Origin of the sequence: Nonomuraea sp. NPDC005501, from assembly GCF_040605905.1 — a bacterium.
GTDB lineage: Bacteria > Actinomycetota > Actinomycetes > Streptosporangiales > Streptosporangiaceae > Nonomuraea.
In genome coordinates, this window is sequence record NZ_JBEXDT010000020.1 from 44,480 (window position 1) to 70,847 (window position 26,368).

Consider the following 26,368-nt stretch of genomic DNA (forward strand, 5'->3'; position numbering starts at 1 on the left):
CCCAGCATGCCAGCGCCGCAGTGGCGCGATCACCAGTGCAGCAGGAGCAGCTCCGCCGAGAAGCCGGGCCCCACGGCCATCAGCAGCCCGGACTGCCCCGGCCGGCCGCGCGTCCGCTGGAGGACGTCCAGCACCGACACCGACGACAGGTTGCCGTGCTCCCGCAGCGACTCCCGGGTCACCGCGAACGCGGACGGCGGCACCCCCAGCACCTCCACCATCGTCTCGATGACCTTGGGGCCGCCGGGATGGCAGATCCAGGTGCCGACCTGGTCGGGGGTCAGGCCGTTGTCGGCGAGGAACGCCTTGACGTCGCCGCCCAGCACCTGCTGGACGAAGCCGGCGAGCCCGTCGTCCAGGACGACGCGGAAGCCGTGCCTGCCGATCTCCCAGCCCATGAGGTGCCCGGTGCCCGGATACAGCTTGCTGCGGGTGGTCACCACCTCCGGTCCCGCCCCGTGCCCGGTGGCCACGACCGCCGCGGCGCCGTCGCCGAACAGGGCGCCGGCCAGCAGGTTGGCGACGGAGGTGTCGTCGCGCTGGAGGGTCAGGGAGCACAGCTCCACGCAGACGAGCAGCGCCACGTGGCCGGGCCAGCCGCGCAGGTAGTCGTTGAGCCGGGCCAGGCCGGCCGCCCCGGCCGCGCAGCCGAGCCCGAACACCGGCACCCGTTTGACGTCGTCGCGCAACCCGGCGCGCTGGGCCAGCAGGGCGTCGAGCGACGGGGTGGCCAGGCCCGTGCTGGAGCAGAACACCAGGTGGTCCACCTTGTCCGGGGAGAGCCCGGCCTTGGTGAGGGCGCCGAGGACGGCCCGCTCGGCGAGGTCGAGCGCGATCTCGGTGTGCGTCTCGTTGGCGCGGGTGAAGGAGTCGAGCTTGCCGTAGTCCTCCAGCGCGAGGGCGAGATTGCGGCCCTGGACGCCGGTGGCGGTCTGGAAGTGTTCCAGGAGGTCCCGGTCGGCCTCGGTCAACCGGGAGAACGCCTCGGTGATCTCCGCCTGGTCGTAGCGGTGATCAGGAAGAACGGTGTGGACCCCCGATATGTGCATGCACTGTTTCTCCCGCTCTGGAGGGCGGGCTAACATGCGCCCATGCCGATCCCGGTCTCGCTCACCCCTTCTTTGCCGACCGTTGCGGTGCTGGCGTTCGACGGGATGGGGCCGTTCGAGCTGGGCTGCGCCGTGGAGATCTTCGGGCTGTCCCGGCCGGAGCTCGGGGTGCCCTGGTACGACCTGAGGGTCTGCGCCGAGACGACGCAGCCGCTGCGCGCGGTCGGCGGGTTCACCGTCCAGGCGGCGCACGGGCTGGACGTGCTGGCCACGGCCGACACGGTGATCGTGCCGGGCGTGCCCGACGTGCGGGGGCCGGTCTCGCCGCCGCTGGTCGAGGCGCTGCGGAGGGCGCACGGGCGCGGGGCGCGGCTGGTGTCGATCTGCTCGGGCGCGTTCGCGCTGGCGGCGGCGGGCCTGCTGGACGGGCGCGAGGCGGCCACCCACTGGCAGTACGCCGACCTGCTCCAGCGGCGCTTCCCCGAGGTGCGGGTCAACGCCTCGGTCCTGTACGTGGACGGGGGCGACGTGCTGACCAGCGCGGGCAGCGCCGCGGGCCTCGACCTCCTGCTGCACCTGGTGCGCGCCGACCACGGCCCGGGGATCGCCAACGCGGTGGCGCGCCGTCTCGTCGTCGCGCCGCACCGGGAGGGCGGCCAGGCGCAGTTCATCGAGGCCCCGATACGCCCGCTGGAGGACGACGGCGCGGTGGCGCGGGCGATGGAGTGGGCGCTGGCCGACCTGGCCCGGCCGATCAGCGTGGCCGACCTGGCGCGGGTGGCGCACATGTCGGAGCGCTCGTTCCTGCGGCACTTCCGACGGCGCACCGGCACGACCCCGCTCAAGTGGGTGATCTCCCAGCGGGTGGCGGCCAGCCTGCCCCTGCTGGAGGGCACGGCCGCGCCGGTGGAGGAGATCGGGGCGGCGGTGGGGTTCGACAGCCCCGTGACGTTCCGCCAGCACTTCTCCCGGACGATGCGCACGTCCCCGTCGGCCTACCGTCGTGCCTTCACCACCCGAACCGGCCAGGACGTCATGTCGTCAGGGGCCGCGGCGAGGTGACCCCGACACTGCGGGCGCGGGTCAGAGCCGGTAGTCGAAGGTGTAGGAGTGGGATCCGTCGGGCGCGACGTGGATGTCCATCTCGCCCCGGATGCCGCGCAGCTCTCCCGTGCCCGAGTCGGGGACGACGGCGACGCGCAGCGACGGCTCTCCCCGTTCGCTGACCGCGGTGTGCTGGACGACGAAGCCGCCCTTGCGCCCGCCGAGCGTGCCCTCGATCCGCTCGACCGCCACGTAGGCGCGCGAGTCCTCGACCTCGGTCCCCGTGGCCAGCATGGTGACGGTCGAGGTGCCGTCGAGGTCGCCGTGGAAGGTCTTGGTGAGCGTGATCTGGGCGAGAGAGACGCCGTCCTGCTCGGAGAAGGGCGGCTGGGGATTCCAGCCGGCGGCCTCGAAGGTGCCGTGTGCCGTCATGGCACCAGGATGCCGGTCGTACCTGTCAGCTCCTGTCAGGTACGACCGGCGACAGTTCACTCCCCCAGCACCCGCCGGAGGAAGTCGTTGCCGAACTTGCCCTCCGGGTCGTACGCCCGCACCAGCGCGCCGAAGCGCTCCGACGGCTCCGGCCACCGGGTGAACAGCTTGCCCCAGTGCGGCCGGGGGTCGAACGGCGCCAGCGTCTCCTCCACCAGCCGCAGCGCCGGGAGCACGGCGTCCCAGTCCTTGATCCAGGTGAAGTGGACGGCGACGCTGTCACGCCCGTGGAACGGGCTCAGCCACAGGTCGTCGGCCGCGACCGTGCGCACCTCCGAGATCCGCAGCGCGGGCCGGACCCGGTCGCCGGCGGCGTACAGGGCGGCCAGCGCCTCGGCCGCCCGCTCCCGCGGCATCGCGAACTCCGACTGCAGCTCGTCGCCGGCGTTGCTCGGCGGCGCGTCGGCCCGGAAGTGCGGCAGCCGCTCGTGCCACGGCCCCGGCACGCCGAGCTGCCCGGTGCAGCTGTCCGGCGGCATGCCCGGCACCGGGTGACGCGGGCCGTCCGCCGCCCGGGTGCCGAGCCAGTCGCCGTCGGGCAGCTCGGTGAGCCGCTTGAGCCACACCCGGGTGGAGCTCCAGTCGGTGAACTGGCTGACGCTGTAACCGCCGGCCATGACCTCGTCGAACGGGGCGTCGCGGGGCAGGTCCTCACGGACGTACTGGCGCAGCTCGAAGGCCGGCACCAGGTCGAGCGTGAGCGTCGTGACGACACCGAGCGCCCCGAGCGCGACCACCGCGCCCGGGAAGTCGTCGTCGCCGCGTTCCAGCGAGACCAGCTCGCCGTCGGCCGTGACCAGCTCCAGCCCGGACACCGCGGCCGAGAGGCTGCGGTTGGCGTCACCCGAGCCGTGTGTGCCGGTCGCCACCGACCCGGCCACCGAGATGTGCGGCAGGGACGCCATGGCGGCCACCGCCAGCCCGCGCGCGTGCAGCTCGGCCGCGAGCCGCGCGTAGGTCATGCCGGCCCCGACCCGCGCCCGCGCCGCGCCGTCCGCCCCGGTGTGGATCTCCAGCGTGTACGGCATGCGGTCCAGCGAGACGAGCTCGCCGGGCGTGTCGGCGACGTCGTTGAACGAGTGGCCGCTGCCCAGCGCCCGCACCCGGGGGCTCCCGGCGACGAGGCGCCGGAGCTCGTCCAGCGTGGCGGGCCGCCGCACCTCCGGCGCGCGGAAGGCGACGTTGCCCGCCCAGTTGGTCGGCCCGGCGGTCGTCCCCGCCGTCATCAGAAGCCCTGCGCCAGCCGGTAGTACGCCTGGTTCCAGCGCAGCTCCTTGGCGAACTGCCGGGTCGTGGTGTCGGCGTCGATGACCAGCAGCTCCACGCCCAGCATGTCGGAGAGGTCCGTCAGCTCCTCGGCGCCGACGGCCGTGGACAGCACCGTGTGGTGCGGCGCGCCGGCGGTCAGCCAGGACTCGGTGCTGGTACGGAAGTCCGGCCGGGGCCGCCAGACGGCGCGGGCCACCGGCAGCGCCGGCAGCGGCTCCGACGGGGCGACGATGTCGATCTCGTTGGCCACGAGCCGGAACCGGTCACCCATGTCGGCCAGGCCCACGACCACACCCGGGCCGGGGGCCGCGTCGAACACCAGCCGGACCGGGTCCTCGCGGCCGCCGATGCCGAGCGGGTGGATCTCGCACGACGGGGTGTCCGCGGCGATCGAGGGGCAGACCTCCAGCATGTGCGCGCCGAGGATCAGCTCCTCGCCCGGCGTCAGGTGGTAGGTGTAGTCCTCCATGAACGACGTGCCGCCGCCGGGCGCCATGGCCTTGAGCGTGCGCAGCAGCACCGAGGTCTTCCAGTCGCCCTCGCCGCCGAAGCCGTAGCCCTCGGCCATGAGCCGCTGCACGGCCAGGCCGGGAAGCTGCCGCAGGCCGCCGAGGTCCTCGAAGTTCGTGGTGAACGCCTTGAACCCGCCGTCCTCCAGGAAGGTGCGCAGGCCCAGCTCGATGCGGGCGGCGTAGCGCAGCGACTCCCTGCGCTCGCCGAGCAGCACGGGCGCCACGTGGTAGAGCTCCTCGTACTCCTTGACCAGCGCGTTCACGGCGGCGTCGGAGGCCGCGTCCACGGCCTCGACCAGGTCGTTGACGCCGTAGGTGTTGACGGAGACGCCGAAGCGGAGCTGCGCCTCCACCTTGTCGCCCTCGGTGACGGCCACGTCGCGCATGTTGTCGCCGAAGCGGGCCAGCTTGAGGGTGCGCACCTCGGCCAGGCCGGCGGCCGCCCGCGCCCACGCCTCGATGCGCTCGCCGACGCGCGGGTCGCTGACGTGCCCGGCGACGGTCTTGCGGGCGACGCCGAGCCGCGTCTGGATGTGGCCGAACTCGCGGTCGCCGTGGGCGGCCTGGTTGAGGTTCATGAAGTCCATGTCGATGGAGCTCCACGGCAGCTCCACGTTGGCCTGCGTGTGCAGGTGGAGCAGCGGCTTGCGCAGCGCGTCCAGGCCGGCGATCCACATCTTGGCCGGCGAGAACGTGTGCATCCAGGCGATGACGCCGGCGCAGGAGTCGTCGGCGCTCGCCTCCAGCATCACGCGCCGGATGGCCGCGGCGTCCGTGAGCACGGGCTTCCACTCCACGGGCACCGGCAGGGCCTCGGCGATGCGCCGGGACTGCTCGGCGACCTGCTGAAGCGTGTCCTCTCCGTACAGACCTTGGCTGCCGGTCAGAAACCAGATGGTCAACGCGGGCTCCTCTGTCCATAGACGTTCTGGTAGCGGTCGTACAGGCGGTCGATGTCGTCCTGTGCGATGGTCAGCGGCTCGCCGAGCTGGCGGGCGACGTGCACCGTGCGGGCGACGTCCTCGCACATGACGGCGGCCTTCACCGCGGCCTTGGGGTCCTTGCCGATGGTGAAGACGCCGTGGCTGCGCATGAGCACGGCGGGCGAGCGGTGGCCCTTGAGGGTCTCGACGATGCCCTGGCCGATGGAGTCGTCGCCGATCAGGGCGAACGGCCCGACCGGGATCTCGCCGCCGAACTCGTCGGCCATCGCGGTGAGCACGCAGGGGATGGCCTCGCCGCGGGCGGCCCACGCGGTGGCGTAGGTGGAGTGGGTGTGGACCACGCCGCCGACCTCGGGCATGTTGCGGTAGACGTAGGCGTGCGCGGCGGTGTCGCTGGAGGGCGAGTGGTCGCCCTCGACGAGGTTGCCGTCGAGGTCGCACAGCACCATGTTCTCCGGGCCCAGCTCGTCGTAGCTCACGCCGGACGGCTTGATGACGAACAGCTCCTCCCCGGGGATCCGGCCGGAGACGTTGCCGGCGGTCCACGCGACGAGGTTGTTGCGTACGAGCTCGGCGTGCAGGTCGCTGACCGTCCTCCTCATGCGCTGGATCATGCGCCGGCCTCGTTCCTGATCTTCCGCAGGGTGTGCAGCATGCGTCCGTCCCCGAAGTAGTCGTGCAGTGTGCGGTATTCGGCGTAGAGCTTGTCGTAGGCGTCGGCCCGGCCCTCGTCGGGCACGTAGACGTTCTCGCGGCGCGTGCCCATGGCGGCCGCGGCCTGCTCGATGTCGGCGTACGCGCCGGCGGCGACGGCCGCGTGGATGGCCGAGCCGAGCGCCGGTCCCTGCTCCGAGCCGATCACCGAGATCGGGCGGCGCAGCACGTCGGCGTAGACCTGCATGAGGAAGTGGTTCTTCAGCAGCCCGCCCGCTGCCACGAACTCCTCGACCGGCACGCCGGAGGCCTCGAACGTCTCGACGATGACGCGGGCGCCGAACGCGGTGGCCTCGATGAGCGCCCGGTACACGTCCTCGGGCCGGGTGCTGAGCGTCTGGCCGACGATCACGCCGGACAGGTTGTGGTCCACCAGCACCGAGCGGTTGCCGTTGTGCCAGTCGAGCGCGACCAGGCCGTGCCGGCCGACCTCCTGGGCGGCGGCCAGCTCGGTCAGGTACGCGTGGACCGTCTGGCCGCGCTCCTCGGCGGCGCGGGTGTAGGAGGCGGGCACGGAGTTGTCGATGTACCAGGCGAAGATGTCGCCGACGCCCGACTGTCCGGCCTCGTAGCCCCACAGGCCGGGCACGATGCCGTCGCGGACCACGCCGCACATGCCCGGCACCTCGGCGAGCTGGTCGGAGGGCATGACGTGGCAGGTGGAGGTGCCCATGATGGCGACCATCTGGCCGGGCCGGACGGCGTCGGCCGCGGCGGAGGTGACGTGCGCGTCGACGTTGCCGACCGAGACGGCGATGCCCTCGGGCAGCTTGGTCCAGGCGGCCGCCTCGGCGGTCAGCCGGCCGGCGAGCCCGCCGAGATGGGAGATCTCGTGGGCCAGCTTGGCGGTGAAGCCGGCGAAGCCGGGGTTGAGCGCGGCCAGGAACTCCTCGGCGGGGTAGGCGCCGTCCTGGTAGATGCCCTTGTAGCCGGCGGTGCAGGCGTTTCGGCTCTCGACGCCGGTGAGCTGCCAGACGATCCAGTCCGCGGCCTCGATCCAGCGCTCGGCCCGCTCGTACACCTCGGGGTCCTCCTCCAGCACCTGGAGGCCCTTGGCGAACTGCCACTCGGAGGAGATCTTGCCGCCGTACCGGGGCAGCCACGCCTCGCCGCGCTCGGCGGCCAGCGCGTTGATGCGGTCGGCGTGGGCCTGCGCGGCGTGGTGCTTCCACAGCTTGGGCCAGGCGTGCGGCCGCTCGGGCGTCTCGAAGCAGAGTGGTGTGCCGGCGGCCGTCGCCGGCAGCACGGTGCAGGCGGTGAAGTCCGTGCCGATGCCGATGACCTGGGCCGGGTCGACCCCGGCGGCGGCCACGGCCTCGGGCACCGCGGTCCTCAGCACCTCCAGCCAGTCGTGCGGCGACTGCAGGGCCCAGTCGGGCCCGAGCCGCACGTCACTGCCGGGCAACCGCTCCTCGATGACGCGATGGGCGTACTCGTGGACGGCCGTGCCCAGCTCGGCGCCGTCCCCGACGCGCACCACCACGGCGCGTCCCGACAACGTGCCGAAATCGACGCCGATCACATAGCGGTCATTGTTAACGCTCACACACACTCCCACAGTCGGGTACGGCAGACGCCGCACGAACGGTCAGCTACGGCGCCGCGCCGAGAATAGACGCTGCAGCAGGATGAACACGAACAGCAGCAACCCGATGAAGATTTTGGTCCACCAGGAGCTCAGCGTGCCCTCGAAGCTGATCACGGTCTGGATCAGACCCAGCACGAGCACGCCGAGGACGGTGCCGAGCAGGAATCCGGAGCCTCCGGTCAGCAGGGTGCCGCCGATGACGACGGCCGCGATGGCGTCGAGCTCCATGCCGACGGCGTGCAGGCCGTACCCGGAGAGCATGTAGAACGACAGCAGCACCCCGCCGAGCGCCGAGCAGAACCCGCTGATCGTGTAGACCGCGACCTTGGTCCGCCCCACCGGCAGGCCCATGAGCAGGGCCGACTGCTCGCTGCCGCCGGTGGCGTAGACCGTGCGGCCGAGCCGGGTGTAGTGCAGCACGTACGCCGCCACCAGCACCACCACGGCCGCGATCACCACGCTCGGCGAGATCCACAGGTCGGCGAACAGGTCGATCCTGGTCTGCGCGAAGGCGGTGAACGTCGGGTCCTCGATGGGGATCGAGTCGGTGCCGATCGTGTAGCACAGGCCCCGGGCCAGGAACATGCCGGCCAGCGTCACGATGAACGGCTGGATGTCGAAGGCGTGCACGATGTAGCCCATCACCAGCCCCAGCGCCGACCCGATGAGCAGCACCAGCGGCACCACGAGGTACGGCGGCCAGCCCGGCCCGGCCATGAGGCTGGCCGAGATCATCGTGGACAGCGCGACGACCGACCCCACCGACAGGTCGATGCCGCCGGTCAGGATGACGAACGTCATGCCGACCGCGACCACCAGCAGGAAGGCGTTGTCGATGAAGACGTTGAGGATCACCTGCCCGCTGGCGAACCCCTCGTAGCGGATGCCGCCCGCCACGAACATCGCCACGAACAGCCCGGCGGTCACGAGGACCGGCACGTACTTGGCCGGGACGGACCGGCCCCGGTCGCGCACCCGGTCGAGGATGGCCGTCGTCATGCCGTCACCCGCACCTTCTCCTCGGCCGCCGGGCGCGGCGGGACCGCGGGCCCGGCACGGCGGAACACCTTGTCGCGGAACTTCGGCGACTGGACCAGGCAGACGGCCGTCACCACGAGCGCCTTGAACAGCAGCGTGGTCTCCGGCGGCACGCCCACCGAGTAGATCGTGGTCGTCAGCGTCTGGATGATGAGCGCGCCCAGCACGGTGCCGCCCAGCGAGAACCGGCCCCCCGCCAGCGAGGTGCCGCCGATGACCACCGCCAGGATGGCGTCCAGCTCGATCCACAGGCCCGCGTTGTTGCCGTCGGCGCTGGACACGTTCGAGCTGATCATGAGCCCGGCGACGCCCGCGCAGAGCGCGGCGACCGCGTACACCGTGATGACGATCCCGCGCGAGCGGATGCCCGCGAGCCGGCTGGCCTCGGCGTTGCCGCCGACCGACTCGATGAGCATGCCGAGCGCCAGCCGGCGGGTCAGGAACGCCATGACGCCGAGCACCACGAGCACGAGCAGGATGCCGAACGGCACGGTCAGCAGGTAGCCGCCGCCGATGAGCTTGTAGGACGGGTCGTTGATCGTGATGATCTGGCCGTCGGTGATGAGCTGGGCCAGACCGCGCCCGGCGACCATGAGGATCAGCGTGGCGATGATCGGCTGGATGCCCACGACGGCCACCAGGAAGCCGTTCCACGCGCCGAGCAGCAGGCACAGCCCGAGCGCCAGCACCACGGCGGTGAACACCCCGGCGTCGTCGCTGATCTGCAGGCACGCCAGCGCGCCGGAGATCGCCACCACGGAGCCGACCGACAGGTCGATGCCTCCGGTGGCGATGACCAGCGTCATGCCGAGCGAGACGAGGATGAGGGGGGCGCCGAAGCGCAGGATGTCGATGAGGCTGCCGTAGAGGTGCCCCTCCTTCATCTCGACGGACAGGAAGGAGGGGGTGAAGAAGAGGTTGACGGCCAGCAGTGCCACCAGGATCAGCAGCGGCCAGAGGAGTCGCTTCATGCCCGTCCCCCGCTCGCGATGGTCTCCATGAGCACGTCCGTGGTGAGGGTGTCGTCGTTGGGCAGGTCGGCCACCAGCCTGCGGTCACGCAGCACGCCGACCCGGTGGCTGAGCCGCAGCACCTCCTCCAGCTCGGCGGAGATGAACAGCACGGCCATGCCGCCGCCGGACAGCTCGGCGACGAGCCGCTGGATCTCGGCCTTGGCGCCCACGTCGATGCCGCGGGTGGGCTCGTCGAGGATGAGCAGCCGCGGCTCCAGGATGAGCCAGCGGGCCAGCACCACCTTCTGCTGGTTGCCGCCGCTGAGGTTCCGCACGAGATGGTCGGGGTTGGGCGGGCTGATCTTGAGCGCCTTGATGTAGCGGCTCACCAGCTCGTCCTGCTGGTCGCGGGGCACCGGCCGGGTCCAGCCGCGGGTGGCCTGGAGGGCGAGGACGATGTTCTCGCGGACCGTGAGGTCGGGGATGAGGCCGTCCCGCTTGCGGTTCTCGGAGCAGAAGGCGATGCGGTGCGCCATGGCGGCGCGGGGCGTGCGCAGTGCCGCGGTCTCGCCGCCGACCGCCACCTCGCCGCTGGTCGCGTGGTCGGCGCCGAACAGCAGCCGGGCGATCTCGGTACGGCCGGAGCCGAGCAGCCCGGCCAGGCCCACGACCTCGCCCTCGTGGATGGTGAGCGTGAACGGCTCGACGGCGCCGGCCCGGCCCAGCTCGCGGGCCTCGACCAGCGGCCGGTCGAAGGTCCTGGCCTCGCCGTGCAGCCGCTCCAGCTCGGCCAGCTCCTGGCCGATCATCTTGGCCACGAGCCCGACCTGGCTGAGCTCGCTGGTGAGGTACTCGCCGACGAGCCGGCCGTTGCGCAGGATCGTCATCCGGTCGGAGATCTCGTAGATCTGGTCGAGGAAGTGGGAGACGAAGAGGATGGCGATGCCCTCCTCCTTGAGCCGCCGCATCACCCGGAAGAGCTGCCCGACCTCGCCCGCGTCGAGGCTGGAGGTGGGCTCGTCGAGGATGAGCACCCGGGCCTCGACGTCGATGGCGCGGGCGATGGCCACCATCTGCTGCAGCGCCAGGGAGTACGACGACAGCGGCGCCGAGACGTCGATGTCGAGCTCCAGCCGGTTCAGCAGCTCGGCGGCGCGGGCCCGCATCCGCTTCCAGTCGATGCGGCCGCGGCGGCGCGGCTCGCGGCCGATGAAGATGTTCTCCGCCACCGACAGGTTGGCGCAGAGGTTGACCTCCTGGTAGACGGTGCTGATGCCGGCCTGCTGGGCCTCCAGCGGGCCGGCGAAGGACACGGTCCGGCCGGCCAGCTCGATCGTGCCCGTGTCGGCGGAGTGGACACCGGTCAGGACCTTGATCAGCGTGGACTTGCCCGCGCCGTTCTCGCCCATGAGCGCGTGGACCTCGCCCGGCAGCAGCCGCAGGTCCACGTCGTCGAGTGCCCTCACTCCAGGGAACTGCTTGCCGATCCCGCTCATCCGCAGGACCGGAGCGGGTACGTCCATCGCGGCGCCCCCTCCTGTTCGCGTGATCTGCGCGGCCGGGCCGGTCGGGGGACCGGCCCGGCCACCGGTCAGTACTTGCGCTCGGGCAGCGCCGTCTTGGCCTGGTCCTGGGTGAACGTCGTCTCCTCCGTCACCACGCGGGCCGGGATGCTCTCATTCTTGACGACCTTCTTGGCGAGGTCCATGAGCTGCGGGCCGAGCAGCGGGGAGCACTCGACGATGTAGTTGATCTTCCCGTCGGCGAGGGCCTGCATGCCGTCGTGCACCGCGTCGACCGTAATGATTTTGATGTCCTTGCCGGGCACCTTGCCCGCGCCCTCGATGGCCTCGATGGCGCCGAGGCCCATGTCGTCGTTGTGGGCGTAGAGGACGTCGATGTCGGGGTTGGCCTTGAGGAACGCCTCCATGACCTCCTTGCCCTTGGCGCGGGTGAAGTCGCCGGTCTGCGAGGCGATGATCTTGAACTTGGGATCCGCCCCGATGGCCTCCTGGAAGCCGGCCTTGCGGTCGTTGGCCGGAGCGGAGCCGGTCGTGCCCTGGAGCTCGACGATGTTGACGGTGTCCTTGGCGTCCTTGTACTCCTCGGTCAGCCACTTGCCGGCCTTGCGGCCCTCCTCGACGAAGTCGGAGCCGAGGAACGTCTTGTAGAGGCTGGTGTCCTTGGAGTCGACGGCCCGGTCGGTGAGGATGACCGGGATCTTGGCGTTCTTGGCCTCCTTGAGCACGGTGTCCCAGCCCGACTCGACCACCGGCGAGAAGGCGATGACGTCCACCTTCTGCTGGATGTAGGAGCGGATCGCCTTGATCTGGTTCTCCTGCTTCTGCTGGGCGTCGGAGAACTTCAGCGTGATGCCGGCCGTCTTGGCCGCCTCCTGCACGGACTTCGTGTTCGCGGTCCGCCAGCCGCTCTCGGCGCCGACCTGGGAGAAGCCCATGGTGATCGAGCCGTCGCCGCCGCCCGAGCCGCTGCCGCCGCTGCCGCCGCCGCACCCGGCCACCGTCACGGCGGCGAGGCCGGCGAGCGCCAGCATCGAGATCCTCTTCAACACGTGGTGTCCCTCTTTCTCGATGTGAGCGCTAACATCAGCGAGCTGACGAGAGCGCCCGCTTTCCGTGTCCCCGATGTCCCCGATGGTCTAGGTCGTAGGTGTCTGGTCAGGCCCGTGCCGTGCTGGCCCGGGCAACGAAGGCCGGCGGGACGACGAGACGCTCGCACGCCTGCGAGCCCTCGCCCTCGATCTGCCGGAGGAGCACCTCGATGCTGTTCCGGCCGACCGCGTCGAAGTCCTGCCTGATGGTGGTGAGGGGAGGCGAGAAGAACTCCGACTCCGGGATGTCGTCGAAGCCGACGACGCTCACCTGGTGGGGCACCTTCACCCCCTGCTCCGAGAACGCCCGCAGGACGCCCAGCGCCATCTGGTCGTTGGCCACGAAGACCGCGCTCACGCCCGTCATGGAGGCCAGGCTGCGGCCCGCCTCGTAGCCCGAGCGCGGGCTCCAGTCGCCGGCCAGCGGCTCGGGTGCCTCGCGGCCCGCCTGGGCGAGCGCGGCCCGCCACCCGGCCACGCGGCCCTCGGCCTCCAGCCAGTCGGACGGGCCCCGGACGTGCCACACGGTCTCGTGACCCAGCGAGAGCAGGTGCTCGGTGGCGAGCCTGCCGCCCTCCACCTGGTCCACGCAGACCACCGACACGTCGCCGGCCTCGCCGCCCTCGACCGCCACGGTGGGCACGCCGAGCGGCAGGTCGGCCAGCGTCTGGGCCGCCGAGCGCTGCGGGGCGACCACCACGATCCCGTCGACGCCCTGGTCGGCCAGGTAGTCGAGGGCGTCGCGGACGCCGCTCCTGTCGATGGACTTGAGGCTGACGATGCTGACGAAGTAGCCCGCGGCCCGGGCGGCCTGCTCGATGCCGTACACCGTGCTGGCCGGGCCGTACAGGGTGGTGTCGAAGCTGACGACGCCGAGCGTGCGGGAGTGCTTGGTCACCAGGGCGCGGGCGACGAGGTTGCGGCGGTAGCCCAGCTTGTCGATCGCCTCCAGCACCCGCGTGCGGGTCTCGCTGCGCACGTTGGGATGCTCGTTGAGCACACGTGAGACCGTCTGGTGGGACACGCCGGCCTCCCGGGCGACGTCCGCCATGACCGGCGCACGCCGGGCTTGCGTCGATCCCACGAAGTGCTCCTTCCCCGGCCCCTCACGCTGGGCCTGGGAAGACTGTGAACGTTAACAACGGGTCCCGTCAAGAGCTCGCGGGATTACGGAAACGTCACATGCGCGCTTGTGATCGCCCGTACGGGCGCTCAGGCCCGATGGGCGCGGGAAAACCTCACGCGGCGGCGGTGGAGTCGCGAATCACCAGGTGACACGGCATGCGGTGGACCCCGGGCGTCGCCCTGCCGTCCATGGCCGCGAACAGGTGCTGGGCGGCGGTGCGGCCGAGCAGCTCCAGGTTCATGTCCACGGTCGTCAGCGCGGGCCGGGCCTCGGTGGACAGCACCTCCCAGTTGTCGTAGCCGATCACCGCGATGTCGGCGGGCACGGAACGGCCCCGCTCGCGGGCCGCCTCCACGAACCCGGCCGCTATCTGGTCGCTGCCGCAGAACACCGCGTCCACCTCGGGCTCGGCCATGAGCAGCATCTCGGCGGCGTGCCGGCCCCAGCGCTGCGACCACGAGCCCCAGAGCGTGTCGCCGGCCTGCTCGCAGCCGGCCGCCTCCAGCGCGATCCGCAGCCCCTCCTCGCGGTCGCGGGCCGCCTTGTAGTGGCGGGGACCGGTGACGTGCGCGACGCGGCGCCGGCCGAGCGCCAGCAGGTGCTCCACGGCCATCACGGCCCCGCCCACGTCGTCGGGCACGAACGACACGTCCTCCGGGTCGTCGGAGGGCCCGTAGGCGTACACGACCGGGACCGGCACGTCGTTGCTGACCGAGGGCCGCGGGTTGGTGCTCTCCCCCACCACGATGATCCCGTCCACCCGGCGCGACAGCAGCGCGCGCAGGTGGTGCTGCTCCCGGATGGCGTCACCGCGCGCGTCGCACAGCATCACCGCCATCTCCCCGGCGCCGAACGCGTCCTCGGCTCCGAGCAGCACGGGTATCCCGAACCTGCCCACGCTGTCGGAGGTGAGCAGTCCGACCGTGCGCGTCTGTCCCGACAGCAGGCCCCTCGCCAGGGCGTTCGGCTGGAAGGACAGCTCCGCGGCGGCGGCCAGCACCCGGTCACGGGTCGAGGCCCGCACGTCGTGCCGCCCGTTGAGCGCCTTGGAGGCCGTGGCGATCGACACCCCCGCCAGGGAGGCCACGTCGTTGATGGTCACGCGCCTACCCGCCATGTTTCGAAACCCTTTTCAGTCACCTGACAACTGCGAGGCACCTTAACACCCATTGACAGGCCCGGATGTTTCTTCTACGTTTCCGAAAACCTTTTAGTTCTCGGGGGTCCCGAAGGAGACAACCATGAGACGACGGCTGGCCGGGATCGCCATCCTCGGACTGTTAGCGCTCACATCAGCCTGTGGCGGCGGCGGGAACGGATCATCGGCCGAGCCCGCCGAGGGCCCGGTCACCATCACCATGTGGACCCGCGCCGCCACGCAGGCCCAGAGCGAGCGGCTGGTGAAGGCCTACAACAGCAGCCACAAGAACCAGGTCAAGCTGACCGTCATCCCGACGGACAACTACCAGCCCCGCATCGCGGCCGCCGCCGGAGCCAAGCAGCTTCCCGACGTGTTCGCCGCCGACGTCATCTTCGTCCCCAACTACACCTCGCAGGGCCTGTTCCTGGACATCACCGACAGGATCGCCGCTCTGCCGTACAAGGACAAGCTGGCGCCCTCGCACATGAAGCTGGGCACGATGGACGGCCGGCAGTACACGCTGCCGCACACGCTCGACCTGTCGGTCTGGTTCTGGAACAAGGACCTGTACGAGAAGGCCGGGCTCGACCCGGAGAAGGGGCCGAAGACGCTCAAGGAGTTCGCCCAGCAGGCGACCACCATCCAGGAGAAGCTCGGCAAGGACGGCAAGGTCCACGGCACGTTCTTCGGCGGCAACTGCGGCGGCTGCTACGTCTTCACGTTCTGGCCCTCGGTCTGGGCGGCCGGCGGCCAGGTCATGAACGCCGAGGGCACGACGTCGCTCAACGACCAGCCGCCGATGACCGACGTCTTCAAGATCTGGCGCGAGATGTACGACAAGAAGGCCGTCGGCCCCACGGCCAAGGAGGAGCAGGGCCCGACCTGGACCGGCTTCTTCCCCAAGGGCGAGATCGGGGTCATGCCGATGCCCTCGACCACGCTCGGCCTGATGCCGAAGGACATGAAGATCGGCGTCACCCCGATCGCCGGCCCGGACGGCGGCGAGTCGACCTTCGTCGGCGGTGACTCGGTCGGCATCTCCTCCACCACGAAGAACGCCGACGCGGCCTGGGACTTCCTGTCCTGGACCATGTCCGACGACGCGCAGGTCGAGGTCATGGCCAAGAACAAGGACGTGCTCGCCCGCACCGACCTGGCCGGCAACAAGTACTCCTCCGAGGACCCCCGCGTGGTGCTGATCAACTCGCTGGTGGCCAAGGGGCAGACGCCGTTCGCGCCGCGCTTCGGCCAGACGTACAACGACCCGCAGGGGCCGTGGCTGCGTCTCGCCCGCGAGGCGATCTTCGGTGACGCCTCGAAGCTGCCGCAGCTCAACGCAGAGATCACGAAGTCGCTGCAGCAATGACGTTGACGCTCACGCGTACCGGGCGGCGGGCGGCGCACGGCGCGCCGCCCGCCCGATGGCGCAGCAAGAAGGTCCAGGGCTGGCTGTACGCGGCGCCCACCGCCGCCATCGTCGGGGTGCTCTTCCTCGTGCCCCTGGTGCTGGTGGTCTGGATGTCGCTGAACCGCTGGCCCCTTCTCGGCCCCGCCCGCTTCAACGCCCCGGACAACTACGCCAAGATCGCCGACAATCCGCTGTTCCTCGACGCGGTGCTCTTCACGCTGAAGTACACCGTGATCACCACGGTGCTGCTGTCGACGGTGGCGCTCGGGCTCGCCCTGCTGGTGCAGGAGCGCAGGCCCGGCGTCGCCTTCTTCCGCACCGCGTTCTTCCTGCCGGGCGCGGTCGGCTTCGCCGCCGCCGCGCTGCTCTTCTACGGCATGCTCAACAACGACTTCGGCCCCATCGACCCGATCCTGCAGGGGCTCGGCATCACCCACGAGCCGGTGAAGTGGATCGGCACGCCGAACATGGCGCTGTTCTCCACGATCGCGCTGGTGCTGTGGCGCTTCGCCGGGTTCAACATGCTCATCCTGCTGACCGGGCTCCAGGCCATCCCGATCGAGGTCTACGAGGCGGCCCGCAGCGACGGCGCCGGCCGCTGGCAGATCTTCACCAGGATCACGCTGCCGCTGCTGCGGCCCACGCTCGCCCTGATGCTGATCCTCAGCGTCACCGGCTCCCTGCTGGCCTTCGACCAGTTCTTCATCTTCACCAACGGCGGCCCCGACAACAGCACCGTCTCCATGGTCATGGTCGTCTACCGCGACGCGTTCTTCCGTTTCGACCTCGGCGGCGCCGCGGCCCTGTCGGTCGTGCTGCTGGTGGGCCTGGTCGGGCTGAACGCCCTGATGATGCGGAGGCTGCGGTGACACGCCACCTCACCCTTGCGGCCCTGGCCGTGCTGTTCCTGTTCCCGCTGGTGTGGAGCGGCTGGGCGTCGCTGGAGGATCCGTCCAACTACGTGGAGATGGCCGGGTTCGGCGAGGGGCTCGGCACGTACGCCACCAACAGCGTGCTCGTGTCGGTCATGACCGTCGGCGGCACGCTCGTGGTGTCGGCGCTCGGCGGCTACGCCTTCGCCCGCTTCGACTTCCCCGGCAAGAACCTGCTGTTCCTGGCCACGCTGGCGATCCTCATGGTGCCGTACGCGACGATCCTCATCCCGCTGTACGTGCTGCTCGGCTACATCGGCCTGCAGAACTCGCTGGTCGGGCTGGCACTGGTGTTCGTCATGTTCCAGCTCCCGTTCGCGCTGTTCATGATGCGCAACGCGTTCGAGGCGATCCCGCGCGAGCTGGAGGAGGCGGCGCTCGTGGACGGCTGCGGCACGTTCCGCGCGTTCTCCCGCATCCTGCTGCACGCGGTGCGGCCGGCGCTCGTCACGGTGGGCCTGTTCGCCTTCCTCGCCTCGTGGAACGACTTCTTCGCCCCGCTCATCCTGCTCAACGACGGCGCGTCGTTCACGCTGCCCGTGGCGGTGGTCAGCATGACCCAGCGCACGTTCGGCGCGATCGACTACGGGATGCTCCAGGCCGGCGTCATGGTCATGGCCCTCCCGTGCCTCATCCTCTTCATCGTCCTCCAGCGCCACTACGTGCGCGGATTCATGTCGGGAGCTCTGCGTGGCTAACCCTGTCCTGCCCTCCTCGGGCATGCTCTCCCCTCTGGGTCTCGACTCCGTACGGCTCGCCCCCGGCTTCTGGGGCGACCGGGCGGCGCTCAACCGGGACGTCACCATCGCGCACTGCCAGGAGTGGATGGAGCGTGAAGGCTGGATCGGCAACTTCCGCGGGCAGCGCCCGCGCAGGGGCCGGGAGTTCAGCGACTCGGAGATCTACAAGCTGCTGGAGGGCATGGCCTGGGCCGACCACCCGGCGCTGCCGGAGCTGGCCGAGACCGTGGGCCGGGCGCAGGAGGGCGACGGCTACCTCAACACCCGGTGGAGCGGCAACCGCTACACCGACTTCGAGTGGGGCCACGAGCTGTACTGCTACGGCCACCTCATCCAGGCGGGCGTGGCCCGGCTGCGCATGCACGGCGAGGACCGGCTGACCGAGATCGCCGTCCGCGCGGCCGACCACGTGTGCCGGCGCTTCATGGACACCACCGAGACCTGCGGCCACCCGGTGATCGAGATGGCCCTGGTCGAGCTGTACCGGGCGACCGGCGCCGAGCGCTACCTGGAGATGGCCCGCCGCTTCGTCGAGCGCCGCGGCCTGCCCGCGCTCGGCGACATCCCCTTCGGCCGCGCCTACTTCCAGGACGACGTCCCGGCACGGCAGGCGCAGGTCTTCCGCGGGCACGTCGTCCGCGCCCTCTACCTGGCCTCCGGCGTGGTGGACGTGGCCGTGGAGACCGGCGACCAGGAGCTGCTCAAGAGCGTCGAGGCGCAGTGGGAGCGGACCCTGGCCCGGCGCACCCACCTGACCGGCGGCATGGGCTCGCGGCATGCCGACGAGTCGTACGGCGAGGACTTCGAGCTGCCGCCGGACCGCGCGTACAACGAGACCTGCGCGAGCATCGCCTCGATCATGCTGGCGCACCGGCTGCTGCTGGCCACCGGCGACGCCAGGTACGCCGACGTGGCCGAGCGCACGATGTACAACATGCTGGCCACCGGCGTCGCGCTGGACGGCCGCTCGTTCTTCTACGCCAACCCGCTGCACGTGCGGGTGGCCGCCGAGCCGCCGCAGGGCGTCAACCACGCGGCCGAGGGCAGCCTGCGCTCGCAGTGGTTCGACGTCTCCTGCTGCCCGAACAACATCGCCCGCACCCTCGCGTCGCTGGGCGCTTACGTGGCCGCCGCCGACCCCGGCGGGGTGCGGATCCACCACCACACGCCCGCCGAGATCCGGCACGGCGACCTGGCGCTGCGCGTGGAGACCGGTTACCCGTGGACGGGCGGCGTGACCGTGCGGGTTTTGGAGGACGGCGCCGGCACCGTGTCGCTGCGCGTGCCCTCGTGGGCCTCCGGCGCCACGCTCTCCCACGGCTCCGGCCCCGCCCGCGCGGTCACGCCCGGCTACGCGGCGGCGGAGGGGCCGTGGAAGGCCGGCGACGAGATCCGGCTGGAGCTGCCCATGACGCCGCGCTGGACGTTCCCGGACCGCCGGGTCGACGCGCTGCGCGGCTGCGCGGCGGTGGAGCGGGGACCGATCGTGTACTGCGCGGAGTCGGTCGGCGACGAGCCGCCGCTGGCGCACCTGACCGTCCGCGTGTCGTCACCGCCCGCCGAGGCAGCGCCCGCCCAGGCGGGCCCTGCCGAGGACGACGTGGACCACAACCCGGCCGGCGGCGAGGCGGTCGAGCTGGAGGTCGCCGCCGTGCATGCGGCGCCCTCCGGGAACGGCTGGCCGTACGGCCCCGACCCGGACCACGCGACCGGCGGCACGGACACCGCGCTGCGGCTCGTCCCCTATCACCGGTGGGGCAACCGCGGCCCCGCCACCATGCGCGTCTGGCTTCCCATCGCCGAGTGACACCCCCCGCTGGAGGAAACCCCCGTGCGTAGAACCCTGCCCTGTCTGGTCGCCGTGACGCTGGCGGGCGGACTGCTCGCCGGCACCCCGCCGGCCGCCTCCGCCGTGACGGCCCGGACGGCCGAGGACGGCCTGGGCATGCCGGCCTTCACCGGCGCGGACCCGGTGCCCGACGAGCCCGTCGGCTACCACCCGCGCAAGATGATGGAGGAGATCTACAAGAAGGAGAAGGGCGGCGACTCCTACTGGATCGACCGCATGCTGGCCCGCCCCGGTGACGACCCGGCGGGCGACTGGCTGATGTCGCGCGGCCGGGCGCTGTTCATGAAGGAGCACGACCCCGCCAAGCTCGGCTTCGGCGGCAGCGTCGCCTACTGGGAGAGCGTCGACAACCGCGACGCCTACACGATCTCCCTCGGCGCCGACCTCGCCGAGGACAAGGCCAAGCGGCTGCAGATGCCGAGCCACTGGACCGGCGCGTACACCGGCGACGGTCTGTCGGTGAGCGTGAAGAAGTTCATCACCCACGAGAACGTCGCCGTCACCACGCTGGCCGTCACCAACACCGGCACGGACCGGCGGGAGGTTCCCGTCAGCGTCGTCTCGCCGTACGCGAGGACCGCCGACGGCGAGCGTGAGCTGACCGGCGTGGTCACGGCCAAGAACCGCCTGACCACCATCTTCCCGCGGCTCAGCGGCGACGGCCTCAAGGCCGCGGGCGGCGAGCTGAGGGGCACGCTCACCCTCAAGCCCGGCCAGACCGCGACCACCAAGGTCCAGATGGGCTTCGTGACCGAGGAGCTGCCCGGCTCCCGGACGGAGTACGACGGCTACCGGGGACGCTCGCCCGAGAAGGCGCTCAAGCGGCAGCTCCAGGACTACAACGCCTGGTGGGCGGAGAACCTGCCCTACATCGACGTGCCCGACGAGAACATCAAGAAGTTCGTGTACTACCGCTGGTGGCTGATGAGGTTCAACTTCCTCGACGCCGACATCCCGGGCAACGACTTCCAGTTCCCGACGTCGGTCGAGGGAGCCCTCGGCTACAACAACGCCATCGTGCTGACCGTGCCGATGTTCATCCAGGACCTCAAGTACCTGCGCAACCCGATCTACTCGTACGGGCCGTGGGTGTCGGCGGGCGAGGTGTCGCGCAACTCCAAGTACACCGACAACCCCGGCGACCCGGAGAACTGGTCGAACAGCTACACCCAGTACATCTCGGCCTCGGCCCTGGAGAGCTACCAGCTCCACGGCGGCCAGCCCGGCATCCTGCGCAACCTGGCCCGCTACGCCGAGAAGGACGTCTACGGGCAGCTCAACGCCTACGACTCCAACAAGAACGGCGTCATCGAGTACGACTGGGAGGCCATGACCGGCAACGACGCCGACGCGGTGTCGTTCCACTACTACGACCGGGCCAACGAGCGACTCGAAGGCGCCTACGTGTACGCCAACGCCATGGCGGCGGCCCAGGCGTACGCGCTGATCGGCGACACGGCGAAGGCCACCGAGATGCGCGGCGTGGCCGACAAGGTCAAGAGCGGCATCCTGTCCCTGCTCTGGGACGACAAGGACAAGCTGTTCAAGCACCGCGACCTCCAGACGGGCAACCTGATCCCGTGGAAGGAGTCGAACAACTACATCCCGTACGCCACGGGACTGGTGCCCACGGACGACCCGAAGTACCGGGAGGCGCTGCGCCTGTGGGCCGACCCCGCCGAGTACCCGATCTTCCCGGCCTACACGGCCAACCAGAAGGACAAGGCGGAGGCCGCGGCCCAGGGCAAGCCGGGGTCGAACAACTTCTCGCAGATCAACTCCACCCGGAACTTCGCGCTGTTCTCCAAGGCGCTGCGCGAGTACGCCTCGCCGTACATCACGGCCGACCAGTACAAGCAGCTCCTGTACTGGAACGCCTGGTCGCAGTTCGTCGGCGGTGACACCCGCTACCCCGACGCCAACGAGTTCTGGGCCAACTGGAACCCGGCCACCAAGAGCATCGACTACCGCTCGTGGATCCACCACACGATCCTCGGCAGCAGCAACTGGACCGTCATCGAGGACGTGATGGGCCTGCGCCCGCGCTCCGACGGCAAGGTCGAGCTGTGGCCGGTGGACATCGGCTGGGACCACTTCACGGTCAACGGGATCGACTACCGCGGCGACGACCTGACCATCGTCTGGGACAAGCCGGGCGACGGGACCACCCACTACAAGGGCGTGCCCGAGGGCTACTCGATCCTCGTCGACGGCAAGCGCAAGGTCACCCTGTCCGGGCTGGCGCACGCCACCTGGGACCCGGCGACCGGCAAGGTCGAGGGCGCCACGGGCGTCACCGTCCTGCACAGCGAGAAGGCGCCGGCCATGCGTGCCCCCGCCGACGTGAAGCTCAAGGGCGCCAGGGTCGAGGACCTGTTCCAGAAGGCCGGCGTGGACCTGCGCTCCGCCGGCGCCAACCTGGTCACCGGCGCCACGGCCTCCCACGGCGACGCCGCCCCGGCGGCCGACGGGTTCACCATCAACGAGCCGTTCTGGGGCAGCAAGGGCTCCGGCAAGCCGCAGGACTGGCTGGAGGCCGACCTCGGCGGGGCCAAGCCCGTGGACCTCGTCCGGCTGTACTTCACCAACGACCGCAAGCCGGGCGGCTACAGCGAGCCCGCGTTCTACCAGCTGCAGTACCTCGACGGCGACACCTGGAAGGACGTGCCCGGGCAGGCCAGGGAGCCGGTGCACCCGCGGGCCAACCTCAACACGATCCGCTTCCCCAAGGTCGTCACCTCGAAGCTGCGGGTGCTCGTCACCCACCGCCCGGGGTACGCGACCGGGCTGAAGGAGGTCCAGGCGTACGCGACGGGCGAGGACGCGCCGCGGGCGGGCAACGCCGCGCCGTACGTGCTGGCCGTCGCCGACCCGTCCTTCAACCGGCCGGGGCAGGCCAAGGTGGACGCCGTGGTCAAGGACGACGGGCTGCCGTCGGGGACGCTCACCACGCAGTGGAGCGTCGTGGACGGGCCCGGTGAGGCGTTCTTCACCGACCCGGCCGGGACCAGCACCGTCGTGTCGTTCACCGAGCCGGGCACGTACCGGCTCAAGCTGACCGCCTCCGACGGCGCGAAGCAGACGACCTCCACGGTGACCGTCACCGCGGGCGCGCTCGGCGCCCAGGTGAACGTGGCCCCGTACGCCACACCCACCGCCTCCTACACCTCTTCGTGGGAGAAGGTGACGGCGGTCAACGACGGCATCGACCCGCCCCGCTCCAACGACGGCGCCAACCCGCGCTGGGGCACCTGGCCGCAGCAGGGCACGCAGTGGGTGCAGCTCGAATGGCCCTCGCCCGTGCGGGTGAACAAGGCCGACGTGTACTTCTTCGACGACGGGGGCGGCGTCCGCGTGCCGAAGTCGTGGAAGATCCAGGCGTGGAACGGCCAGGAGTTCGCCGACGTCACCGGCGTCGCGTCCTACCCGGCGGCCGCCGACGCCTACAACACGGTCGCCTTCGACACGGTCACGACGACGAAGCTGCGCGTCCAGCTCGAAGCGGAGGAGGCGTCGGTCGGGCTGCTGGAGGTCAAGACGTACGCGGTGCCGCCGGACTCGGTGCGGCCGGTCCACGTCCCGACGCTCGCCGGGACGCTGCCCCAGCTCCCCGCCACGGTCGAGACGCTGTACGACGACGGGGTGCGCGGCCGGGCGGCGGTGACCTGGCAGCAGGTGACGGCCGACCAGGTCAGGACGGGTGGCACGAGCTTCACCGTCACGGGCCTCGCCGAGGGCCTGCGGCAGCCGGTCCAGGCCACCGTGTACGTCAGGACGACCGGGGCGGTGACCATCACCTCGCTGGCCGAGGAGGCGGTGCGCACCCGCGCCGGCACGGCTCCGGCGCTGCCGGCGACGGTCGTCGCCACCTACAACGACGGCTCCAAGGACAGCGGCGTCGCGGTCACGTGGGCCGCGGTCGGCGCCGACCAGTACGCCAGGCCGGGCACGTTCACGGTGACCGGTGAGGTGGCCGGCACCACGCTCCAGGCCAAGGCGACCGTGACGGTCGAGTAGGCACACGGCCGTCCGATGAGACCTGGGGCCGGGCTCCCGCCGCGAGGGCGGGAGCCCGGCCCCGGATCGTTCAGTCCCCGGCTCGTTCAGTCCCCGGCTCGTTCAGCCCTCTGGTCGTTCAGTCCTCTGGCAGCAGGGTGCCGAGTGGGCCCAGGTCGAGGTTCAGGTCGGACGGTGACAGGCCGAACCGGTCGCACAGCTCGGTCATGGCGTCCTCCAGCCGCATCAGGGTGAGGCCCAGCGCCTCGACCTGCTCGTCGGACAGGTCGCCCTCCTCCATCCGGCGTACGGACTGCCGCTCGACGAGCTGCCGCACGAGCTCCACCAGGGTGAGCACCAACCGGGACAGGTCCCGCTCGACGGCCTCCCGGTCGGCCTCGATCCGCAGGCGCGGCGAGCGCACCTCACGGACCGGCTCGCGCCTCCCCTCCATGGAGCTCATTCCTCCGGCTCGTCCTCCCCCACGCGCTCCGCGTACCCCTGGATGGGCGGCGCCCCGTGCCCCCTGACCGGTTCGTCCTCGCGGCCGGGCCGGCGGACCGGTTCCAGCACGCGGAGCGGCTCGGACTCGCGGATCGACGCGACGACCGCCCGGATCGAGATGCGGACGAGGTCGATGTCCGCGATCGACAGCACCAGGTCTCCGCTGACCACGACGCCGCCGGCCAGCAGCCGGTCCAGCAGGTCCACGAGGGCCACCCGTTCGGGCGGCAGCCGCCCCTCGGAGGCGAGCACGGATCCCCGTGTCTCCTTGAACGCCACGTCAGACCTCCTCTCGCCGCGCGCCGTCGTCGTCCTGCACACCGTCGTCGTCCAGCGTGATGAACGAGTACGGCGCCCACGGGCCGGTGAGCTGGATGTCGCCGCCGTCCCCGCGCAGCTCCTCAACGGCCCGCGTGAACTCCTCGCCCCGGTCCTGTTCGACCAGGTAGGCCCCGTTCAGCACCATCGACTCCTCGCGGCCGGAGAGCTGCGGATCCTGCGCTCGGTGGCGGCGGCTCGCGACGGCGATGGAGCTGAGGGCGCCGTGGACGCGCTCGGCCCGCGCGCCGGCCTGCCGCCACGCCTCCTCGCGGCTGCGCATGTGCTGCTGCCGCCGCTTCAGGTACGCCGTCCCGGGCCGCTCCGTCTCCTTCCGCGTCTCCCCGCCGCCCGTCTCCGCGCCGCCGGCCTCCGCGCCGCGCGCCTCCCCCTCCGGCCCGGGCCGCTCCCCCGGCGAGGCGTACACCTTCACGCCCCACTCCTGCCGCCCGGCGACGCGGCCGAGCGCCCGCGCGAAGTCGTCGCGCCGCTCGGCCAGCAGGGTCCGCACCTGCGCGTCCTCGCTGTAGACGGTGACCAGGCGCACGGGAACGACCGGCGCCCGCAACGCCACCGCCTCGACGACGCGGTGGTGGGCGCGCGCGGTCTCCTCCAGCCAGTCCAGGTCCTCCATGGAGCGCCGCAGCGGCTCCTCGCCGAACTGGTCGAGCGGCACGGTGCTCACGTACGCCACGAGACCGGCCCCACCGATCGTCCGCACCTCGCCGTCCGCGATGCCTCGCGGAAGCGCACCGGCGCCCGCCGGGGCCGCCTGCTCGCGCGAAGGCACGTCGTCGCGGCCGGCGTGAGCGGGCTCCTCCGCGGCGACGGCGTAGAGGTACGTGCCCGAGCCCGGGTCAGCGGCCACGGTCGTCCTCCTCGGCTTCCTCGGCCCGCACGGCACGGCGGCGCGGGCGGCCCTCGCCCGCCCCCCGCTCCACGGAACGGCGGCGGGAGCGGCCCTCCCCGGGCTCCTGCTCGACGGCGCCGCGGGAGCGGCCCTCGTCCACCTCGCGCCCGCCCCGGCGGTCCGGCGGGTAGCCGTCCTCCAGCTCGGCGACCCGGTCGCGCAGCCGGCGGTTCTCCTCCTGCAGGCCGCGGTCCTTGCCGCTGAGCCACGGGTCGTGCTCCCACCAGTCGATGCCCATCTCGCGAGCCGTGTCCACCGACGCGATGATCAGCCGCAGCTTGATCGTCAGCAGCTCGATGTCGAGGAGGTTGACCCGGATGTCACCGGCGATGATCACGCCCCGGTCGAGGACGCGCTCCAGGATGTCGCCCAGGTTGGTCGGCTCGCGGCCGCCGGAGGCCGACGAAGGGTAGGCCTGGCGCCCGATCGGTCCCGTCCGCGCTGGCTCCACGATCAGCCCCTCTCGCTGTCACCGCTGCCACGCCGGTAGCGGCGCAGCCTCCGGTAGGAGAGCAGGTCGCCCTCCGCGTCCAGCTCGGCCTCGTACAACGCGAGGATGTCGCCCGACGACGGGATCCGGCGGTCCTCCACCACCTCGACGTCCACGGTCCAGCCGTTGTCCCCCGGCTTGACCAGCGTGACCCCCTCGGGCTCGCGGGCCGTCAGCCCGGCGATGTGCCGCAGCCCCGTCTCACCGGCGGTCGCCGCGGACAGCCGCCGCGGCTCCTCCTCGTAGCCGTCGCCGCCCTCGTCCTCGTACTCCCCCTCGTCCTCCTCCTCGTAGTCCCCTTCGTCCTCGTCGGCCGGCTCGTCGTCATCGGCCGCTTCGTCCTCGTACTCCTCGTACTCGGCGTCCTCGTCCTCGCCTCTGTCCGCCGCACCGGCGTCGGTGTCGTCCGATGAGAGATCGTCCCGCTCGCGCTCGAACGTGTCGTCGGCGCGGCCGCGTCGCCTGGCCGGCACGCGATCACCTCCTGCCTTCTCCGGGGTCGATTCCGGTGGGCGGGCCGATCATCCTCTGCAGGACCTCGCGCATCCGCTCCTCCTGCTCCTCCTCGGAGATGAGGCCCTCCGCCGCGGCCCGTTCGATCTCCTCCAGCTCGCGCCGCACCGCCGCGGGGTCGCTCATCTCACGCTCGACCTGCTCCTGAATCAGCTCACCGAGCCGGATCACCCCTTTGACCGGCGCCAGCGGCCAGCCGAACAGGAGGCTGAGCAGGCCCATGCGCC

24 protein-coding genes are annotated in these 26,368 nt (G+C 71.3%); 6 read left to right on the top strand and 18 right to left on the bottom strand.

Annotation, left to right across the window (positions count from 1 at the left end; all coding sequences use genetic code 11):
• Nucleotides 1–29: 29 nt before the first annotated feature.
• The gene (locus tag ABZS51_RS13335) at nucleotides 30–1,049 is read right to left on the bottom strand and encodes a 3-oxoacyl-[acyl-carrier-protein] synthase III C-terminal domain-containing protein (RefSeq protein WP_355439614.1); all 1,020 of its coding nucleotides are present in this window, start codon (nucleotides 1,047–1,049) and stop codon (nucleotides 30–32) included.
• A 42-nt stretch (nucleotides 1,050–1,091) separates the two neighbouring features.
• On the opposite strand from ABZS51_RS13335, the gene ABZS51_RS13340 reads away from it, so the two are divergent.
• Nucleotides 1,092–2,111 carry a helix-turn-helix domain-containing protein gene (locus ABZS51_RS13340; protein WP_310711675.1) on the top strand — a complete coding sequence of 340 codons (1,020 nt, stop codon included), beginning with the start codon at nucleotides 1,092–1,094 and terminating at the stop codon, nucleotides 2,109–2,111.
• 21 nt (nucleotides 2,112–2,132) lie between these two features.
• Here ABZS51_RS13340 and ABZS51_RS13345 read toward each other — a convergent pair whose 3' ends face one another.
• The 11 genes from ABZS51_RS13345 to ABZS51_RS13395 form a co-directional block, all read right to left on the bottom strand.
• On the bottom strand, nucleotides 2,133–2,525 hold the full coding sequence (locus ABZS51_RS13345) for a DUF3224 domain-containing protein (RefSeq protein WP_355439617.1): 393 nt from the start codon (nucleotides 2,523–2,525) through the stop codon (nucleotides 2,133–2,135).
• A 56-nt stretch (nucleotides 2,526–2,581) separates the two neighbouring features.
• Nucleotides 2,582–3,811 (bottom strand): FAD-binding protein, encoded by a 1,230-nt coding sequence (locus tag ABZS51_RS13350; RefSeq protein ID WP_355439620.1) that lies wholly within the window; start codon nucleotides 3,809–3,811, stop codon nucleotides 2,582–2,584.
• Nucleotides 3,811–5,268 carry an L-arabinose isomerase gene (gene araA, locus ABZS51_RS13355; RefSeq protein WP_355439624.1) on the bottom strand — a complete coding sequence of 486 codons (1,458 nt, stop codon included), beginning with the start codon at nucleotides 5,266–5,268 and terminating at the stop codon, nucleotides 3,811–3,813. The genes ABZS51_RS13350 and araA overlap by 1 nt, the downstream gene beginning before the upstream one ends.
• A complete protein-coding gene (locus ABZS51_RS13360) occupies nucleotides 5,265–5,924 on the bottom strand; it encodes an L-ribulose-5-phosphate 4-epimerase (RefSeq protein WP_310711679.1) in 660 nt (219 codons plus the stop codon). Before ABZS51_RS13360 ends, araA begins: the two co-directional genes overlap by 4 nt.
• On the bottom strand, nucleotides 5,921–7,570 hold the full coding sequence (gene araB, locus ABZS51_RS13365; RefSeq protein ID WP_310711680.1) for a ribulokinase: 1,650 nt from the start codon (nucleotides 7,568–7,570) through the stop codon (nucleotides 5,921–5,923). Before araB ends, ABZS51_RS13360 begins: the two co-directional genes overlap by 4 nt.
• A 42-nt stretch (nucleotides 7,571–7,612) precedes the next feature.
• Nucleotides 7,613–8,611, bottom strand: coding sequence for a galactofuranose ABC transporter, permease protein YjfF (yjfF, locus tag ABZS51_RS13370; RefSeq protein WP_355439629.1), 999 nt, complete (start codon nucleotides 8,609–8,611; stop codon nucleotides 7,613–7,615).
• Entirely contained in the window at nucleotides 8,608–9,621 is a 1,014-nt protein-coding gene (locus ABZS51_RS13375) for an ABC transporter permease (protein ID WP_355439632.1), read from the bottom strand. The genes yjfF and ABZS51_RS13375 overlap by 4 nt, the downstream gene beginning before the upstream one ends.
• Nucleotides 9,618–11,126: a sugar ABC transporter ATP-binding protein gene (locus tag ABZS51_RS13380; protein ID WP_355439635.1), complete on the bottom strand. Its 1,509-nt coding sequence runs from the start codon at nucleotides 11,124–11,126 to the stop codon at nucleotides 9,618–9,620. Before ABZS51_RS13380 ends, ABZS51_RS13375 begins: the two co-directional genes overlap by 4 nt.
• A 68-nt stretch (nucleotides 11,127–11,194) precedes the next feature.
• Nucleotides 11,195–12,175, bottom strand: a complete 981-nt coding sequence (locus ABZS51_RS13385; protein WP_355439637.1) for an ABC transporter substrate-binding protein — start codon at nucleotides 12,173–12,175, stop codon at nucleotides 11,195–11,197.
• 106 nt (nucleotides 12,176–12,281) lie between these two features.
• A complete protein-coding gene (locus ABZS51_RS13390) occupies nucleotides 12,282–13,265 on the bottom strand; it encodes a LacI family DNA-binding transcriptional regulator (protein ID WP_355439735.1) in 984 nt (327 codons plus the stop codon).
• Between the two features lie 187 nt (nucleotides 13,266–13,452).
• Nucleotides 13,453–14,457: a LacI family DNA-binding transcriptional regulator gene (locus ABZS51_RS13395; protein ID WP_310711685.1), complete on the bottom strand. Its 1,005-nt coding sequence runs from the start codon at nucleotides 14,455–14,457 to the stop codon at nucleotides 13,453–13,455.
• A gap of 124 nt (nucleotides 14,458–14,581) precedes the next feature.
• Between ABZS51_RS13395 and ABZS51_RS13400 the strand changes: the two genes are divergently transcribed.
• From ABZS51_RS13400 to ABZS51_RS13420, 5 genes are read left to right on the top strand one after another with little or no spacing between them, the layout of a single operon-like run.
• Nucleotides 14,582–15,847 (top strand): sugar ABC transporter substrate-binding protein, encoded by a 1,266-nt coding sequence (locus ABZS51_RS13400; RefSeq protein ID WP_355439641.1) that lies wholly within the window; start codon nucleotides 14,582–14,584, stop codon nucleotides 15,845–15,847.
• Nucleotides 15,844–16,758 carry a sugar ABC transporter permease gene (locus tag ABZS51_RS13405; RefSeq protein ID WP_310711687.1) on the top strand — a complete coding sequence of 305 codons (915 nt, stop codon included), beginning with the start codon at nucleotides 15,844–15,846 and terminating at the stop codon, nucleotides 16,756–16,758. The genes ABZS51_RS13400 and ABZS51_RS13405 overlap by 4 nt, the downstream gene beginning before the upstream one ends.
• Nucleotides 16,755–17,519, top strand: coding sequence for a carbohydrate ABC transporter permease (locus ABZS51_RS13410; RefSeq protein ID WP_355439644.1), 765 nt, complete (start codon nucleotides 16,755–16,757; stop codon nucleotides 17,517–17,519). Before ABZS51_RS13405 ends, ABZS51_RS13410 begins: the two co-directional genes overlap by 4 nt.
• Entirely contained in the window at nucleotides 17,512–19,368 is a 1,857-nt protein-coding gene (locus ABZS51_RS13415; RefSeq protein WP_355439647.1) for a beta-L-arabinofuranosidase domain-containing protein, read from the top strand. The genes ABZS51_RS13410 and ABZS51_RS13415 overlap by 8 nt, the downstream gene beginning before the upstream one ends.
• A gap of 24 nt (nucleotides 19,369–19,392) precedes the next feature.
• The gene (locus ABZS51_RS13420) at nucleotides 19,393–23,427 is read left to right on the top strand and encodes an Ig-like domain-containing protein (RefSeq protein ID WP_355439650.1); all 4,035 of its coding nucleotides are present in this window, start codon (nucleotides 19,393–19,395) and stop codon (nucleotides 23,425–23,427) included.
• A gap of 118 nt (nucleotides 23,428–23,545) precedes the next feature.
• Here the strand turns inward: ABZS51_RS13420 and ABZS51_RS13425 are convergent, their stop codons facing one another.
• From ABZS51_RS13425 to ABZS51_RS13450, 6 genes are read right to left on the bottom strand one after another with little or no spacing between them, the layout of a single operon-like run.
• The gene (locus tag ABZS51_RS13425) at nucleotides 23,546–23,860 is read right to left on the bottom strand and encodes a gas vesicle protein K (RefSeq protein WP_310711691.1); all 315 of its coding nucleotides are present in this window, start codon (nucleotides 23,858–23,860) and stop codon (nucleotides 23,546–23,548) included.
• Nucleotides 23,861–23,865: 5 nt separating this feature from the next.
• Nucleotides 23,866–24,189 carry a gas vesicle protein gene (locus ABZS51_RS13430; protein WP_355439653.1) on the bottom strand — a complete coding sequence of 108 codons (324 nt, stop codon included), beginning with the start codon at nucleotides 24,187–24,189 and terminating at the stop codon, nucleotides 23,866–23,868.
• 1 nt (nucleotide 24,190) lies between these two features.
• Nucleotides 24,191–25,096 carry a GvpL/GvpF family gas vesicle protein gene (locus ABZS51_RS13435; RefSeq protein ID WP_355439656.1) on the bottom strand — a complete coding sequence of 302 codons (906 nt, stop codon included), beginning with the start codon at nucleotides 25,094–25,096 and terminating at the stop codon, nucleotides 24,191–24,193.
• Nucleotides 25,086–25,589 carry a gas vesicle protein GvpJ gene (gene gvpJ / locus ABZS51_RS13440; protein WP_355439659.1) on the bottom strand — a complete coding sequence of 168 codons (504 nt, stop codon included), beginning with the start codon at nucleotides 25,587–25,589 and terminating at the stop codon, nucleotides 25,086–25,088. The genes ABZS51_RS13435 and gvpJ overlap by 11 nt, the downstream gene beginning before the upstream one ends.
• A 2-nt stretch (nucleotides 25,590–25,591) precedes the next feature.
• Entirely contained in the window at nucleotides 25,592–26,101 is a 510-nt protein-coding gene (gene gvpO, locus ABZS51_RS13445) for a gas vesicle protein GvpO (RefSeq protein WP_355439661.1), read from the bottom strand.
• Between the two features lie 4 nt (nucleotides 26,102–26,105).
• On the bottom strand, nucleotides 26,106–26,363 hold the full coding sequence (locus ABZS51_RS13450; protein WP_310711696.1) for a gas vesicle protein GvpG: 258 nt from the start codon (nucleotides 26,361–26,363) through the stop codon (nucleotides 26,106–26,108).
• Between the last annotated feature and the right edge of the window lie 5 nt (nucleotides 26,364–26,368).

Excerpts from the sequence above, each read along its gene's own strand:
- ABZS51_RS13335 (WP_355439614.1), bottom strand. The coding sequence starts at position 1,049 with ATGCACATATCGGGGGTCCACACCGTTCTTCCTGATCACCGCTACGAC.
- ABZS51_RS13340 (WP_310711675.1), top strand. The coding sequence starts at position 1,092 with ATGCCGATCCCGGTCTCGCTCACCCCTTCTTTGCCGACCGTTGCGGTG.
- ABZS51_RS13345 (WP_355439617.1), bottom strand. The coding sequence starts at position 2,525 with ATGACGGCACACGGCACCTTCGAGGCCGCCGGCTGGAATCCCCAGCCG.
- ABZS51_RS13350 (WP_355439620.1), bottom strand. The coding sequence starts at position 3,811 with ATGACGGCGGGGACGACCGCCGGGCCGACCAACTGGGCGGGCAACGTC.
- ABZS51_RS13360 (WP_310711679.1), bottom strand. The coding sequence starts at position 5,924 with ATGATCCAGCGCATGAGGAGGACGGTCAGCGACCTGCACGCCGAGCTC.
- yjfF (WP_355439629.1), bottom strand. The coding sequence starts at position 8,611 with ATGACGACGGCCATCCTCGACCGGGTGCGCGACCGGGGCCGGTCCGTC.
- ABZS51_RS13375 (WP_355439632.1), bottom strand. The coding sequence starts at position 9,621 with ATGAAGCGACTCCTCTGGCCGCTGCTGATCCTGGTGGCACTGCTGGCC.
- ABZS51_RS13380 (WP_355439635.1), bottom strand. The coding sequence starts at position 11,126 with ATGGACGTACCCGCTCCGGTCCTGCGGATGAGCGGGATCGGCAAGCAG.
- ABZS51_RS13390 (WP_355439735.1), bottom strand. The coding sequence starts at position 13,265 with ATGGCGGACGTCGCCCGGGAGGCCGGCGTGTCCCACCAGACGGTCTCA.
- ABZS51_RS13395 (WP_310711685.1), bottom strand. The coding sequence starts at position 14,457 with ATGGCGGGTAGGCGCGTGACCATCAACGACGTGGCCTCCCTGGCGGGG.
- ABZS51_RS13400 (WP_355439641.1), top strand. The coding sequence starts at position 14,582 with ATGAGACGACGGCTGGCCGGGATCGCCATCCTCGGACTGTTAGCGCTC.
- ABZS51_RS13405 (WP_310711687.1), top strand. The coding sequence starts at position 15,844 with ATGACGTTGACGCTCACGCGTACCGGGCGGCGGGCGGCGCACGGCGCG.
- ABZS51_RS13425 (WP_310711691.1), bottom strand. The coding sequence starts at position 23,860 with ATGGAGGGGAGGCGCGAGCCGGTCCGTGAGGTGCGCTCGCCGCGCCTG.
- ABZS51_RS13450 (WP_310711696.1), bottom strand. The coding sequence starts at position 26,363 with ATGGGCCTGCTCAGCCTCCTGTTCGGCTGGCCGCTGGCGCCGGTCAAA.